The organism is Streptomyces sp. NPDC111744 (genome assembly GCF_055634995.1).
In genome coordinates this window covers 485,022-498,461 of sequence record NZ_JBVKCG010000002.1, presented here as the reverse complement: position 1 = coordinate 498,461, position 13,440 = coordinate 485,022, and the positions used below count along the sequence as shown (strand labels likewise).

Genomic DNA, 13,440 nt, shown 5'->3' with positions numbered 1-13,440 from the left:
CTCCGGCGTCACCATCGGATGCCGGACATCGGGGAGCTCGCCCATACAGGTCAGGCAACTCGTCGAAGTTCCCCCCGCCGAGCACTGGATCCACTTGCGCACACGAACCCGATCGAGTCGACTTTCGCCACTGTCCGGCTGCGGACCAAGGTCACCCGGGGCGCCGGCAGTGCGGCCGCCGCCCTGGCCATGGCCTTCAAGCTCGTCGAGTCCGCCGAGCAGCGGTGGTGGCCGGTGAACGCACCCCACCTCGTCGCCCTGGTCCGTGCCGGAGCCCGCTTCGAGCGCGGCCACCTCGTCGAACGCTCCGAGAGCCGCGCGGCCTGAACGACCTCAACTGATCCACGGCAGATGACTGCCGCCCCCTCAGCCCGGCGGCAGGCCGGCGCGTCGGGCCGATGAGTTTGCCGGTTGCCTGAAGTCTTCCTTGTGAAAAGGGCACCCCGTCGGCGGATCAGGAAACGCCGGATCCCGGTGTGATGGAGGAGAGACGGAGGCCAGGGTGAACAATCCGATTCGGCTGTACATGTCGATGTCGCTCGACGGCTATGTCGCCGGCCCGGACGATCGGCCCGGGCAGGAGCTCGGACGCGACGGTGGACGGCTCTTCAACTGGCAAGACGACCGGGAGTCCGACGGTCCGAGCGGCCAGATCTACCGCGAGGCGCTGGCGACCGGCGCGCTGATCTCCGGCCGTCGGACCTTCGAACTCGCCAGGCGCTGGCAGGGCGACCATCACGACGGCGTGCCGATCTTCGTCCTCACCCACCAGGTGGATGACGGCGACGTGCCACCCGGCCACGCGCGTTTCGTCACCGATGTCGAGGACTGCGCCCGTCAGGCTCGCGCAGCCGCAGGGGACCGGCCGGTCATGGTCCATGGGGCGGGGGCGGCCCAAGCACTTCTGCGAGCCGGGCAGATGGACGAGATGGAGATCCACCTGGTGCCGGTCCTCCTCGGGGACGGCCGACGGCTGTTCGACCACCTGGGTGGCGATCACATCGAACTCGACCTCGTCCGACGGCTAGAGGATCGAGACGTCACGCATCTCCGCTACCGGGTGCATCGACCCGAGGAGGCGGCGTGAAGACACTCTTCGTTTCCTACCGCATCACCGACCTGGACCGCTCGCTCGGTTTCTACACCGCCTTGGGCTACGCCGAACTGGGCAGGGTCGAGGGCGGCGACGGGGCTCGCCTCGTGATCCTCAAGTTCCCCGACGAACCGGCGGCCTCGCTCGAACTGGTCCACCGCCCCGGCGACGGACCGGTCGACGTGGGCAGCGGTTTCGACCACCTCGCGATCCAGGTGGAGCAGCTCGCCACCACCCTGAAGACACTGACCGAAGCCGGCCTGCGGCCCGAACCCCTCCAGTACCCGGGCGGCCCTCACGGCCCGAAGACGTCGTGGCTGACGGACCCGGATGGTTACCGGATCGAGTTGGTGGAGTGGCCGTCCGGACATCCCGACGGCATCACCGCAGCAGACTTCGCCTGAGGGGCCACGGTCTGCGGAGTGACGAAGCTTCCCCTCGGCGCGACCGCGGCGCCACGTGAGGTGGCATCCCACCCCAACCACAGGTCTGGACGGTTACTTGTCCGAGGCCGTCACACGGCCCTCGCTGAGGCCGGGCTACTTGACACACAGAGGCACTCATCCCTGAACTTGGCTGCCGCCGCGGCCCGTTGCCCCTCCAACCCACTCGTGCCAGACCGGTAGATCAGCGAGCAGAGACTCAGGGTCAAAGATCTGCACGCCCTTACTCGGACCACGCAAGGCACGACCCTGCCGCCCCCCCACAGGCGCTCAGCGGAGCCGACCTCCGGTCAGCCCCCTACCAGGCGACGGGCAACTCGATCGGGAAGCGCCGGATCGTCTCCGTGTCCCAGCGCACTTCCTCCGGCGGTACCGCCAGCCGCAACCCCGGAAACCGATCCAGCAGCCGCCCGACAGCCACTTCCAGCTCCGCCATGGCCAGCGGTACGGCGATGCAGCGGTGTCCGCCCCAGCCGAAGGTCATGTGCGGTGCAGGGGACCGGTCCGGGTCGATGGAATCCGGATCCGGGTACCGCTCCGGGTCGCGGTTCGCCGTCAGGTACGACACATGGACGAAGTCACCCTTTCGGATCCGCACCCCGCCCATCTCCACATCCTCCCGTGCCACCCGGGGAATACCGACCCCCTTGCGGAAGGGGATGACGCGGAGCAGCTCATTCAGGACGTCCGTGAGGGACTCCGGCCGACTGATCAGGCGCTTCATCAGCTCGGGGCGGGTCAGAAGGAGGTAGCAGATGTCGCTGATCTGGCAGGTGGCCGTGTCCTGCCCGCTGAGCGTCAGCGTCAGCGCCATGACCGCCACTTCCTGGTCGTCGAGCGCGTCATCGCCGTCCTTCGCGGACGCCAACGCGCTGATCAGGTCGTTCCCGGGAGAACTCCGCCGCTGCTCGACCAGCGCGCCGAAGTACTCCCGCAGCTCGGCCTTGGCGGCTGCGGCGGTCTTGCGGCTGTCCGGGCCAGTGGCGAGCAGTCGCTGCAGGTTCTGCTGCATCCGGCCCCAGTCGTCCCGGGGAATGCCGAGAAGGTCGAAGACGGTGTGCTGGGGAAGAGGGTCCGACAGATGGCCTACGAGATCCGCCGGCGGTCCCTGCTCGGCCATCTCGTCGAGCAAGGCGTCCGCAAGCCGGGTGATCCTCTTACGCATCGCGTCCACCCGCCGCTGGGTGAACGCTTGCGACGCCAGATGCCGCAGGCGGCTGCTGTGCGGCGGGTCCATCACATTGATCGACTCGGCGGAGACGATGGGCTCCGGCGTCAGCCGCGGGAAGTCGGATCCCATGATCCCCGCCCGGCTGAACCGCTGATCAGTGGTCACCTGCTGCACCCCCTCGAACCCGGTGACCAGCCAGGCATCGGCGTCACCGTACGGCAGCCGAATCCGGGCGATGGAATCACGGTCCATGAGCGCCGCCAGGGAGGGATCGAACTCCAAGCCCTCACTGAAGTCGAACGGACAGGTGATCGCTTCGTCGCCTGAGGTCATCGCACCGTTCTCCCTCTTTCGCTGATTTGTTGTTCCATGCATATGCCACTCCGCGACACCGGGCCACTGCTGTACCTCCAGTGCGCTCTCCCGCCCGATTCCCGCGCGGCGCGGCGGACAGCCCCGTCGATCCCTGCCCGGCCGCCGCGACGGCACCGGTTCCCCGGACGCAGGCAGGTGGACAAGATCATCCCGTGAACGTCCACTTCGCACCGGCTGCTCTGCTTCGTCACCGCGGCAGGCCCATGGGGAGCAACTATCGACCACGCGGGTCTCCAGTTCCTGTCGGCGGGCGGCCCATTCGGCGGCTGTGACGTGGTCGATGGGCGCCTGGTCGAGGGGGCCGCGGGAGCGACCACGTCCACGTCCACCGATTCCTCCGGCCGTGTGTCGCACCCACCGGCCGCAGAGGCCCGCCCGGTGCGAACGCCGCCGTAGTGGGCCGCGAAGCCCCGGTCGGAATCGACCATTCGCCCCAGAGTCACCTGCATCTGCCGCGTGAGCGGGAAGAAGATCGTCCGCTGATCTGCCAGAGACGGAGCTTCTCGGGGTTTCGCACCGCCCAGATATGCCTTCCGGTCGCCCGAGATGTCAAACGCGAACACCGTCGTGATGTCGCCGTCCTGCTGCGCTACCAAGCCGGGCAGGCCGTTGACCGTGCACTCAAGGAACGTCGTGCGGTCGCCCGACACACGCGCGACCTCGGCGCAGGCATGCGCGATCTGCTCACCGCCCACGATCGGGTGCAGGTCGGTGGCGTCGGGATCGGGGTCGAGCAGACTGATCAGGGCGTCGATGTCCTTGGCCTCCCACGCCGTTTTGAACTGCCTGATGGCGTAGGCCCGTCCGGCACTCGGACCCGCCGGGCTCCGCGCGGTGCGGATGCGACGGCGGGCGGACGAGGCCAGTTGGCGGCATGCTGTCGGAGTACGGCCGACGATCTCGGCAACCTCGCCGAAGGGGTAGCCGAAGACGCCGTGCAGGACGAATGCGACGCGCTCGGCCGGGGTCATCGAATCGAGGACGACCAGGAAAGCCATGGTCGGAAGTCAGGATGATCAAGAGATCGCGGAGTGGCTCACTTTTCATCCGCCGTCCGTGGCCGTCGTTTCACCCGTTGCCGAGACTCGCCGGCGCGCACACCAATCCCGTCGACTGCCGGAACCCGTCCGACCCGGCCCACGACTGGTGCTTGGCCGTCCACCACCGCTAGCGCGGCTTCTTGGCGGGCCCGTCACGGAACAGGACCGGTACGTCGAAGCTGTCGGCGTAGGTGAGCGGCGCTGCGTCCGGCCCGCATGCGGGCGTCACGCGGATCACTCTGTCACGGGCATCGCCCCTTTCCGGCGCCGGGCAGCGGGCCCAGGCGGCATGGACCGGGTCACCCTGGATCGGAAGTGGCGCGGCCATGGCCTAGCCTCCGTGCTCGTCGGCGAGGCGGTTCGTTGCTCCCGGTCCTCTCGCCCAGACCCAGGAACTGGAGGAGCAGCGAAGCGTATTTAGAAAGCGGCTCGCGGAACTCGGCGTCACCTGGAGTCCCGCGACGCCGACACCGGGCGATGCCGCGCCGCGGGAAGAAGGACGGCCTCGCGGCGCGGGGCGCGGTGCGCAGTCGTGCTTCAGCGTCCCCGGGGTGCCCGACCACACGGCGGGGGACTGGCCGGGATCTCGTTGCAGGACCCGCGGAGGCCGCGCTGCGGAGCCCCCCGCCGCCGAGGAGCGCACCGGAGGTGACGAGTCTGCGTCACCAGTAGTGGCGGCGACCACCCACCGCATGGCCCACGGACCCCAAGATCCACAGGATGAGCCCGATGACCAGAAGGACGATTCCTATCGTCCAGAGAATGCCGATTCCGGTGAGGAATCCGACGATGAGCAGAATGACACCGAGAGCGATCATGACTCCTCCAGCGGGTAACCTTCGCGGTACGCGGTACATCGAGTACCCCGCTTCCGCGGATGCACGCCCTTGGAGATGCCTCCTGCGGCCACCGGCCGCAGTGCGGTAACTGACCGGGCGACCGGGACCCCGACCATGACAGGTCAGCGCCTGCTCTGAGGGAGCTCGGGACTTGCCCTGGAGGTCTGCGATACCCCGGAGCATCTGGACGGGCGCGATCAGATTCGGCTTGGTCACTTCTCTGATCTAGGGCCTACTGGCCGTCCGGATGATCAGTGCGCCAGCCGGGGGGCGTACGGCGAGCAGGCTGCCCGCTTCCGCGCAGATGCGTCGGTGTCGCCTGTCTCTTCCGATCAAGCCGATGTGTCGCGGACTCTGCCTCCGGAGGGTGCGCTGCCGGCTGGGTAGGCAACGCAGCGACCAGGCGCGTTCGGCGGCCGCCGGGTCGACCGGCGGGCGGGTGACGGGCCTGGCCTGGCGGCCGTCGCGTTCGGCACCGCAGCTGGAGCTTGCCGAGGGTGTTCTGGACGTGGTTCTGGACCGTGCGGTGGGAGATGACCAGGCGCTCGGCGATCTGCTTGTAGCTCAGGCCCTTGGCGACCAGTCGCAGCACCTCCGTCTCACGGTCGGTGAGCCGGGGCGCGTCGGGTCCGCCGGCGTCCGCGGCCGGCGCCGGATCGGAGGCCAGTCGGCGCATTTCGCGGCGAAGGTCGGGCGCGTTCAGGTACGCCTTGTGCGGGAGCGGTGCGCCGACGTCCTCGCTGCTGTCGGGGTTGACGTCCACGCTCACGCCCCCGCCGGTACCCAAGGGCCGGCGCCGCAGGTGGTAGACAGCACCGTGCCGTGCTCGGGTTCACGGTCGTCGTGATGGAGGGCAGGTGTGTCTGCCGCCGACCGCACGGACACCTGGGGCCGGCCCGGACAGCCGTCGATGGGGCACGGCTTGTGCGTCGTGAAGTCCCACTCGGTGGGGCCGTCGGATGACCCGGTGCCGCAGTCGCTCCCGGTGAACCGTCGCCGCGCCGTGGTGCCGGCGCCGGCCAGGGGCCGCCGCCCGTGCGGAACGCCGGGGCCGGTCATGCCGAGCGCCTCAGGCAGGCGCGGACTTCGCGGCCGCCGCGCGACTGGTGGACCTCGGTCGACTGGGCGAGGCACTGGACGATGCCGGCGCCGCGGCCGTGTTCGTCCGGGGCGATGTCGGGGCGACGGCGATCCACCGCCATGCCGGAGTCACTGACCACGATGTGCAGAGTGCCGCGGTCGAGGACGAGCAGCACGGTCATGCGCTCGCGGCCGTACTGGGCGGCGTTGGAGGCGAGTTCGTCCACGATGAGAACGGCTGAGTCCCGCTCGCTCGCGGGAACACTCCAAGTCTCCAGCAGATCGGCCGCGAAGTGACGAGCGGCGGAGACGTGCGCCTCCTGCGCGGGCAGGGTGAGCAGCGCCTCGTGGCGGTAAGGCTGGCAGAGGAGTGCACTCGGGTGGGGTGAATGGGTCACAGACATGGTCTTCTGGCTCTTCTGTCGAGGTGCGGAAGCTGGAACGTGGGAGGCCGCCTACGACTTGGAGGGGCGGTCGCTGGACCGGATCCTGTGCATGGGCGCGCTCATTGAGTTCCACGGACGACGCATGCCGAACGGTTCGAGCTGTTCGCAGCTTTTGTCCAACTTCTTTTTGGGGCAGGTCAATGCCAGTGGCCCGGCTGAGCTCTGTTTACCGAGGAACGGGGAGCATCTCGGCCGGCCCCTTGTAAGCCCAGGGGGGTGGCGACGGCCACCCGGAGGGGTGTGCACGACCCGTCGTGCACACACGCATCAAGTCGACTGAGCACTGGGCCGGTTCGCGGAAGTCGGCGGCGAGGGCGGCCGGATCCCGGGAACTGTCGGCGCGCCGGGAGAAGGACCGGGGCTCCGGCTTTGGCCACCTTCCGGTGGAGGTTGAGGTGCATGGCGCCGGCCCCCATCGCCGCGCCTGCCACCGCGGGGGCAGCCGCGTGACGGGAGCGGCCGGAGCCCAGGAGTCGGTGGGTGCGGCAGGAGCCCGCCCGACGCAGTGTCGGGCGGGATTCCCTCGCCTCACGCCCGGATCGTGACGAGCTTCTGACCGTTGTCTGCGAGGATCTCGAAGTGGTCGATGGCTCCCGGAGACATGGCAACCGTCCCCTGGATCGTGCTGCCGGCCGGGTATGTGCCTGCCCGCCAGGTAGCGCCGTCCGCCCTGGTTCCGCCTGGTCCCACCGCCTGTAGCCGACAGGTGATTCCGGCGGGCGCCCCCTTGGCCGAGACCTGCAGAACACTGCCCCAGGCAGAGGCCGAGACCTTGACCGAGGCGGTGACGCCGGTGGCGGGATCGCTTCCGGAGAAGGTGCGCAAGGGTGTCGGCGCGGTCGGCGCGGGTGGCGTCGCCTGACTGCCCACCGTGCCGACAGCCGCCAGCCATGTGCCGCAGACCGCTGCCGCCAGGAACGTCAGGAAGGCGGCGGCGCCGGCCAGCTGCAGACGCCAGGTTTTGCGGCGCCGGGCCGCGGCCTGCTGGAGCAGCCTGTCCAGACCACCCGCCTGCGGCGCCTGCTGCATCACAGGCACGGCGGGTCGTGCGGACGAGGAGTCCTGCGCGCTCTCGGCTGCCCGTGCCACCAGGCGGTCGGCCAGTTCCCCGTCGGCTGTCGGCACCGTCTCGCCTGCGGCCTCGGCTGTGGTCACCGTCGCCAGCAGCGCGGGCAGTCCCGCCAGCTGTGCGTGTTCGGCCCGGCACTCGGCACACTCCGCGAGGTGGACGCGCATCTGTTCCATCTCCGCCGGGGGCAGCGTGCCCAGGACGTATCCTCCCAGGGCCAGCCGGAGCGGGTCGTGCTCCGTACTCATGGTCGCCACCTCCTGCACGTCACGGTCATGGCTCGATTCCCCGTTCCTCCAGCGCCAGCCGTAGGGCGTGCAGGGCGTAGTACGTCCGCGACTTCACGGTGCCCAGCGGTTGCCCAACACCCGTGCGGCCTCTGCCATGGTCCGGCCCCGGTAGTAGGTCTCCAGCAGGACCGCTCGGTGGTCCGGGGGCAGCGTGCGGATGGCGTCGGCAACCGCCCAGCTCTGCAGCGCCTGCTCGATCCCGTCCTCGCCCTGCGCCTGCTCGGCGGCTCGCTCCGAGGTATCCGAAGGCCCGGTGCCGCCCCCGAGGCCGCCGCGTCACCGTGCCGGGCGCGGAGGCCGGGCTCGACGATCCCGCATCCCGGCGCCCTTCCCCGGCTGGTGCGACCGGTCGCGGCTGCATAGCGTGATCACATGACCACAGAAACGGCCCGGCCCGCTCTCGACGACCGGCGGTGGAAAGCGCTCGGGGTCTGTCTGACCGCGGGATTCATCTCGCTGCTCGACGTCTCGATCGTCAACGTGGCACTGCCTTCCATGGAGCGCGGACTCGGTGCATCCGAAGCCACCCAGTCCTGGGTGGTGTCCGGGTACGCCCTCGCCTTCGGGCTCGCGCTGGCACCGGCGGGACGACTGGGGGACCTGCGGGGCCGCCGCCAGGCGCTGTTGTTCGGCCTCGCCGTGTTCACGGCCGCGTCGGTGGCGTGCGGCCTCGCCACCGGCCCCACCTGGCTGGTGGTGTGCCGGCTGATCCAAGGTGCGGCCGCCGGTGTGGTCGCACCGCAGACCTCGGGGCTGATCCAGCAGATGTTCCAGGGTGCCGAGCGCGCCCGGGCGTTCGGCTTCCACGGCAGCGTCGTCGCCGTGTCCACCGCGGTGGGTCCGCTGGCGGGCGGACTGCTGATCCACGCGTTCGGCACGGCCGACGGGTGGCGCTGGGTGTTCTTCGTCAACGTGCCGATCGGGCTGGCGGCCCTCGTCGCGGGGAACCGGCTGCTGCCCCGTCTCCCGGTGCCTGACGACAGACGGGAGAAGTTCGACCCGTTCGGCGTACTGCTGCTCGGTGCGGGCGTACTCGCCCTGCTGCTGCCCCTGGTGCAGGAGCAGCAGTGGCAGGGCCGGGCCAAGTGGCTGCTGGTTCCGGTGGCCGCACTGCTGCTCGGGGCCTTCTGGGTGTGGGAGAGGACCCAGGGACGCCTGGGGAAGGCACCACTGGTCGACCTCGGGCTTTTCTCCCAGCGCTCCTTCACCCTCGGCGCTCTCATCAGCCTCATGTTCTTCGCTGGGCTGACCACCATCTTCTTCGTCCTGTCACTGTTTCTGCAGAACACCGCGGGATACAGCGCGCTCGCCGCGGGTGTGACGATCCTGCCGTTCGCGGCCGCCTCGGCGGTCGGCGCGGCCATCGGGGGCCGGCTGGTGATGCGCTACGGCCGCAGCCTGGTCGTCCTCGGCCTGAGCGGGGTGGCTCTCGGGCTGCTCGGTGTCGTCGTCGCCGTTCAGCTGGTGCCCGGGGACGGCGTGGGCTGGGCCATGGCGCTGCCGCTGGTCATCGGCGGAATCGGCTCCGGACTCACGGTCTCACCCAACACGACCCTCACGCTCACGCTCGTGCCGGTACGACGTGCCGGTGCGGCGGGCGGAGTGCTGCAGACCGGCCAGCGCATCGGCTCGGCCGCCGGTATCGCCGTGGTCGGCTCTGTCTACTTCGCGCATGTCGCCAACCAGGGCCGCTCCACGACAGCCCTTCAGCTCGGGCTGCTCACCGCCGTGGCGATCATCCTCGTCGCCCTGGTCCTGGCGGTGGCCGACCTGCGGGAGCGCCGGGCGCGTCCCGGACGCGACGACCTCCCGGCGGCGGGGCCGCGGGGCCTCGGGGAGAGCGGGGCCGGCGAGAAGGTGGGTCGCGGGGTCTGAGACCGGGCGGGGACCGGAGAAGCGCGCCGCCCAAGGGCGAGGCGCCCGACCCGAAGAAGCGCCCTGGCCGCAGGACGACGGAACGGAGAGGGGCGCCGGGCGTCAGTCCTTCGACGTGCAAGGCCGTCGACGCGCTTCGAACAGGACCATCGAAATCTTCACCGCGGTCGAAATGGTCAAGGCCTGCATGAAGGGCATACCCATGAGCCACAGCGCCACCATCATGGCGGTGAGGACCAGGAACACCGGCAGAAGCATGGATTCCTTGACCGCGGAACGCAGAACACGCCCGAGCGTTCGGGGCTGATCCGCCGTATCGATCGCGCTGACGCGGATCTCTTCCTCGTCTACCTGAGGCATTCTGTGTCCTTCCCGCGGACTCGTTTCCACCAGCGAGCCTAGGTACGGCCGGATCGGGCTGCCACCGCTGCTGTCCCGACACCGCCGATACGCGGCCGATGACGCCGCGTTCGACGCCGTACTCCTCCCTGGGCGCCGGTGCCCTCCCGGCCGCGTCACCGCGAACCCTGACGGTGCACCCGGGGGAGTCGATCCAGAAACGGTGAACGCGGCCCGCGCCGGTGACACGGTCTTGGTGCCGCGGTGTCGGGTCCCGCACGGTGATCGTGCCTCCCGAGAAGAAGGCCGCCCCCGAGCAGTCCAGCGGAACCACATGACCGGGAACTGCGCCGGCCTGATCGTGATCGGTGACCAGAACAGGCCCCGTGCCGGCGCTCTCACCATCGGCGGCAACCAGGTGCTCCAAAACAACAAGTACTGCGCCAGGGCAGCCCGGCTGCCGTTTGAGCAGGGCTCGGGCATCGTGCCGGCCGGCGCCGAGACCTGAACGCCACGAAGGGGAGTGCTCAGGCCGGTGCGAGGGCGGGCAGGAGACGCAGGGCGTTCCCGCGGTTGATGTGACCGCGCTCCTGCTCGCCGAGGGCGGGATCCCTGTCCAGAGCGGGAGTTGTCACATCGGCGACCACCCGGGCGGGGGTCGGCGGCCAGTCGCTTCCGTAGAGGATGCGGGAGGAACCCGCGGCGGCCAGAAGAGTGGGGGTGGCCGACGGGGACATGGGCGCGGCCGTGTCGTAATAGAAGCGGTGCAGGTAGTCGCGGACGCGGCCGGGATCGACGGCCGGGACGAGCTGACTCCCGAAGACCTCGATCCGGCTCGCTATGTAGGGGAGGTACCCGCCGCCGTGCGGGAGGATGAACGTGAGCCGCGGGAAACGGTCCAGAGTGCCGTTCATGATCAGGCTCAGTGCGGCGCGGGTCGTGTCCATGAGGAAGTCGCACACGAACGGCGGTACACCCTCGGGGGCGCCGGAGGCGGTCACCTGCATGGGATGCGTGCTGATCACAGCGGCGCGTTCGTCGAGCTCAGCCATGATCGGGTCGAGCCCCGGATCGCCCAGATACGTGCTGCCCGTGCTGGTGCGCGCACTGACGCCCACCGCGCCGAGCTGGTCCATCCCATGGGTGACGGACCAGCGGGAGAGCTCGGCGTCGTCGAGGAAGACGGGTGTGAAGAAGGCGAAGCGGCCGGAGTGCCGGACGGTCAGGTCGCCCGCGGCCTCGAGGGCGACACGCGTGCTCTCCTTGCGTGTCGCCGCGTCCTGGAAGCGTCCCAGCATGGCGACGGTGAGGATGCTGGTGCGCGTGCCGGTGCGATCCATCAGGTCCAGGGCGGCGGCCTCGTCCCACCGGGTCCACGGCGGCAGCCTGTCACGGTCCGCGATCCCGTTCTTCTCGGCCCACCGCACCCATTCGGGGGCGGTGTAGTGGTGGTGGACGTCTATCCGTTGGTGCCGGGCGTCGTCGGCGCTCGGCCCGGTGCGCAGGCCCATGTCGCCCGGAGCCTGCAGGTCGGTGGTCTCGGCGGCTTGAGACATGGAAGGGCTCCCTGAGGTGGACGGTTCGAGGGCGGCGGAGAGCGGAATCAGCGGCTGAGGAGGCCTTGCAGCACGTGCGTCAGCTCGTCCTCGGGGTTCGCGGGGAGGTCGCCGGAGCGCCAGGCGACCATTCCGTCGGGGCGCACTAGCACCGCGCCCCGCGGGGTGACGCCGTGCGTGGCGGCCCAGTCCTCGGCACCGGCGGCCAGGGCGGGCGAGGTGTCGAGGTCGAAGTCCGGGCCGGCGCCGGCGCGGTAGGACACCAGGGGGACGTCGAGCTTGGCCGCCGCGGCGTGGGCGGCCGACGGCCACGGCCCGTCCGCGAGGCCGCAAAGGAGGACGAAGCACCGCTCGTACAGGTCGATGGTCGACTTGGTGTCCCCGTCGTGCACCACGGCCATGTGCGGGGCCCGGGTGCCGGGCTCCGCCAGCAGGCGAAGCGACTGCGGGATGGTCGGCGCGTCGGTGTCGGCGCCGGATACGGCCGTGGAGACATAGCGGTAGCCGAGGGACACGGTCATCAGGTCCGTGCTCTGGCCCGTGCCCTGCGTGGCGGTGTACCCGGGGTGCTGCTCGCGTGCGGCCTGCTCGATGGCCCGGGCACTCGTGGCCAGGGCGACCGGGCGCCGTTCGGTCTCGTAGGTGTCCAGCAGACCCTCTCCCGCCCAGCCGCGCAGTACGGCCGTGATCTTCCAGGCGAGGTTGTGCGCGTCCTGGATGCCCGTGTTGGATCCGAAGGCGCCGGTGGGGGGCATCTCGTGGGCCGAGTCACCGATGAGGAAGACGCGTCCCTGCCGGTAGCGGTCGGCGACCCGGTCCGCCGCGTGCCACGGGGCGCGTCCCGTGACCTCGACGTCCAGGTCCCGTACGCCGGCGGCGGCCCTGATGTGGTCGGCGATGCGCGTGTCGGTGAAGGACTCGAGCGTCTGGCCGCGCTCGGGGAACCACGGGACGTGGAAAACCCACTTCTCCTCGTTGTCGACGGGCAGCAGGACCCCTTCGCCCTCGGTCCCGTTCAGGTAACACACGAGGAACCGCTGGTCACCCACCACCTGACGGAGGACCTTGCTGCGGAAGGTGACGCTGACGTTGTGGAACAGGTCGCCCCCGCCGCTCTGCCCGATGCCCAGACGCTCGCGCACGGGGCTGCGCGGCCCGTCGGCCGCCAGGAGGTAGGCCGTGCGCATCGAGTACGTCCGGCCGCTCTCCCGCTCGCGCAGTTCGCACGCCACGCCGTCCCGGTCCTCAGTGAACGAGATCAGCTCCGTACCGAAGCGCACGTCCCCGCCCAGTACACGGGCGTGTGCCAGCAGAACCGGCTCCAGGTCGTTCTGGCTGCACGCGCACCGCCGGGTGGAGCACACGTTCGTCTCGGGGGCTTCGCCGGTGAGACGGGCCGAGAGCCATCTGCTCTCACCGCCCGACAGCTTGTCCGTCTGCATGATGCCGTGATTGCCGGACAGGACGGCCGCGGCCTTTCTGATGTCCGGTTCCAGCCCGGCGGTGCGGAACAACTCCATCGTCCGCATGTTGTTCCCCCGGCCCCGGGGATGTTCGGAAGTGGCGGCCCGGCGCTCGGCGACCATATGGCTGACGCCCAGTCTTCCCAGAAACACCGACGCGGACAGTCCGACAAGCGAACCGCCCACGATCAACACCGGCACCATTTCTTTGTCGCGCGTGTCCACGGCCCGTCCTCCTCCAGTGACCCAGCGGTAGTTCAGGCAGCGATTCGCATTCATGGCGGCCCTGGTCCGAACCTGTCACAGGCACCCGGGGTCGGCAATCGAGCCTTCCCCCGGACGGCGCACTCTGCTTTTCCGC

General features: G+C 70.0%; 12 protein-coding genes and 3 pseudogenes. 5 read left to right on the top strand and 10 right to left on the bottom strand.

Annotated features, from left to right (window positions below):
* Positions 1-73: 73 nt before the first annotated feature.
* From ACZ7OO_RS06375 to ACZ7OO_RS06365, 3 genes and pseudogenes are all read left to right on the top strand, one after another.
* A pseudogene (locus ACZ7OO_RS06375) lies at positions 74-327 on the top strand (IS256 family transposase); the annotation flags it as partial.
* Positions 328-502: 175 nt separating this feature from the next.
* Positions 503-1,087 carry a dihydrofolate reductase family protein gene (locus ACZ7OO_RS06370; protein WP_471502031.1) on the top strand — a complete coding sequence of 195 codons (585 nt, stop codon included), beginning with the start codon at positions 503-505 and terminating at the stop codon, positions 1,085-1,087.
* Positions 1,084-1,497 (top strand): VOC family protein, encoded by a 414-nt coding sequence (locus ACZ7OO_RS06365; RefSeq protein ID WP_471502029.1) that lies wholly within the window; start codon positions 1,084-1,086, stop codon positions 1,495-1,497. The genes ACZ7OO_RS06370 and ACZ7OO_RS06365 overlap by 4 nt, the downstream gene beginning before the upstream one ends.
* A gap of 337 nt (positions 1,498-1,834) precedes the next feature.
* Here the strand turns inward: ACZ7OO_RS06365 and ACZ7OO_RS06360 are convergent, their stop codons facing one another.
* The 7 genes and pseudogenes from ACZ7OO_RS06360 to ACZ7OO_RS06330 all read right to left on the bottom strand — a co-directional run bounded on the left by ACZ7OO_RS06360 (position 1,835) and on the right by ACZ7OO_RS06330 (position 7,969).
* Complete coding sequence (locus ACZ7OO_RS06360; RefSeq protein WP_471502027.1) at positions 1,835-3,040, bottom strand: cytochrome P450; 1,206 nt, start codon at positions 3,038-3,040, stop codon at positions 1,835-1,837.
* 481 nt (positions 3,041-3,521) lie between these two features.
* Positions 3,522-4,083, bottom strand: a pseudogene (locus tag ACZ7OO_RS06355) (sigma factor-like helix-turn-helix DNA-binding protein); the annotation flags it as partial.
* Between the two features lie 701 nt (positions 4,084-4,784).
* Entirely contained in the window at positions 4,785-4,940 is a 156-nt protein-coding gene (locus ACZ7OO_RS06350; protein ID WP_352226037.1) for a DUF6131 family protein, read from the bottom strand.
* A 490-nt stretch (positions 4,941-5,430) separates the two neighbouring features.
* Positions 5,431-5,640 (bottom strand): annotated as a pseudogene (locus tag ACZ7OO_RS06345) (response regulator transcription factor); the annotation flags it as partial.
* Between the two features lie 376 nt (positions 5,641-6,016).
* Positions 6,017-6,445 (bottom strand): ATP-binding protein, encoded by a 429-nt coding sequence (locus ACZ7OO_RS06340; RefSeq protein ID WP_471502025.1) that lies wholly within the window; start codon positions 6,443-6,445, stop codon positions 6,017-6,019.
* 570 nt (positions 6,446-7,015) lie between these two features.
* The gene (locus ACZ7OO_RS06335) at positions 7,016-7,804 is read right to left on the bottom strand and encodes an anti-sigma factor family protein (RefSeq protein WP_471502023.1); all 789 of its coding nucleotides are present in this window, start codon (positions 7,802-7,804) and stop codon (positions 7,016-7,018) included.
* Positions 7,805-7,897: 93 nt separating this feature from the next.
* The gene (locus tag ACZ7OO_RS06330) at positions 7,898-7,969 is read right to left on the bottom strand and encodes a hypothetical protein (RefSeq protein WP_471502354.1); all 72 of its coding nucleotides are present in this window, start codon (positions 7,967-7,969) and stop codon (positions 7,898-7,900) included.
* A 249-nt stretch (positions 7,970-8,218) separates the two neighbouring features.
* Here ACZ7OO_RS06330 and ACZ7OO_RS06325 point away from each other — a divergent pair, with 249 nt between their 5' ends.
* A complete protein-coding gene (locus ACZ7OO_RS06325; RefSeq protein WP_471502021.1) occupies positions 8,219-9,721 on the top strand; it encodes an MFS transporter in 1,503 nt (500 codons plus the stop codon).
* A 102-nt stretch (positions 9,722-9,823) separates the two neighbouring features.
* On the opposite strand, the gene ACZ7OO_RS06320 is transcribed toward ACZ7OO_RS06325, so the two are convergent.
* Positions 9,824-10,081 (bottom strand): hypothetical protein, encoded by a 258-nt coding sequence (locus ACZ7OO_RS06320; RefSeq protein WP_471502019.1) that lies wholly within the window; start codon positions 10,079-10,081, stop codon positions 9,824-9,826.
* A gap of 313 nt (positions 10,082-10,394) precedes the next feature.
* On the opposite strand from ACZ7OO_RS06320, the gene ACZ7OO_RS06315 reads away from it, so the two are divergent.
* Positions 10,395-10,568 carry a hypothetical protein gene (locus tag ACZ7OO_RS06315; protein WP_471502017.1) on the top strand — a complete coding sequence of 58 codons (174 nt, stop codon included), beginning with the start codon at positions 10,395-10,397 and terminating at the stop codon, positions 10,566-10,568.
* A 19-nt stretch (positions 10,569-10,587) separates the two neighbouring features.
* Here ACZ7OO_RS06315 and ACZ7OO_RS06310 read toward each other — a convergent pair whose 3' ends face one another.
* Together ACZ7OO_RS06310 and ACZ7OO_RS06305 are read right to left on the bottom strand one after the other, a co-directional pair.
* On the bottom strand, positions 10,588-11,616 hold the full coding sequence (locus ACZ7OO_RS06310; protein ID WP_471502015.1) for an amidohydrolase family protein: 1,029 nt from the start codon (positions 11,614-11,616) through the stop codon (positions 10,588-10,590).
* A gap of 47 nt (positions 11,617-11,663) precedes the next feature.
* On the bottom strand, positions 11,664-13,340 hold the full coding sequence (locus ACZ7OO_RS06305) for an FAD-dependent oxidoreductase (RefSeq protein ID WP_471502352.1): 1,677 nt from the start codon (positions 13,338-13,340) through the stop codon (positions 11,664-11,666).
* Between the last annotated feature and the right edge of the window lie 100 nt (positions 13,341-13,440).

Bases quoted from the DNA above. Each gene is read 5' to 3' on its own strand.
- ACZ7OO_RS06310 (WP_471502015.1), bottom strand. From the start codon at position 11,616: ATGTCTCAAGCCGCCGAGACCACCGACCTGCAGGCTCCGGGCGACATG.
- ACZ7OO_RS06360 (WP_471502027.1), bottom strand. From the start codon at position 3,040: ATGACCTCAGGCGACGAAGCGATCACCTGTCCGTTCGACTTCAGTGAG.
- ACZ7OO_RS06315 (WP_471502017.1), top strand. From the start codon at position 10,395: ATGACCGGGAACTGCGCCGGCCTGATCGTGATCGGTGACCAGAACAGG.
- ACZ7OO_RS06350 (WP_352226037.1), bottom strand. From the start codon at position 4,940: ATGATCGCTCTCGGTGTCATTCTGCTCATCGTCGGATTCCTCACCGGA.
- ACZ7OO_RS06325 (WP_471502021.1), top strand. From the start codon at position 8,219: ATGACCACAGAAACGGCCCGGCCCGCTCTCGACGACCGGCGGTGGAAA.
- ACZ7OO_RS06320 (WP_471502019.1), bottom strand. From the start codon at position 10,081: ATGCCTCAGGTAGACGAGGAAGAGATCCGCGTCAGCGCGATCGATACG.
- ACZ7OO_RS06335 (WP_471502023.1), bottom strand. From the start codon at position 7,804: ATGAGTACGGAGCACGACCCGCTCCGGCTGGCCCTGGGAGGATACGTC.
- ACZ7OO_RS06340 (WP_471502025.1), bottom strand. From the start codon at position 6,445: ATGTCTGTGACCCATTCACCCCACCCGAGTGCACTCCTCTGCCAGCCT.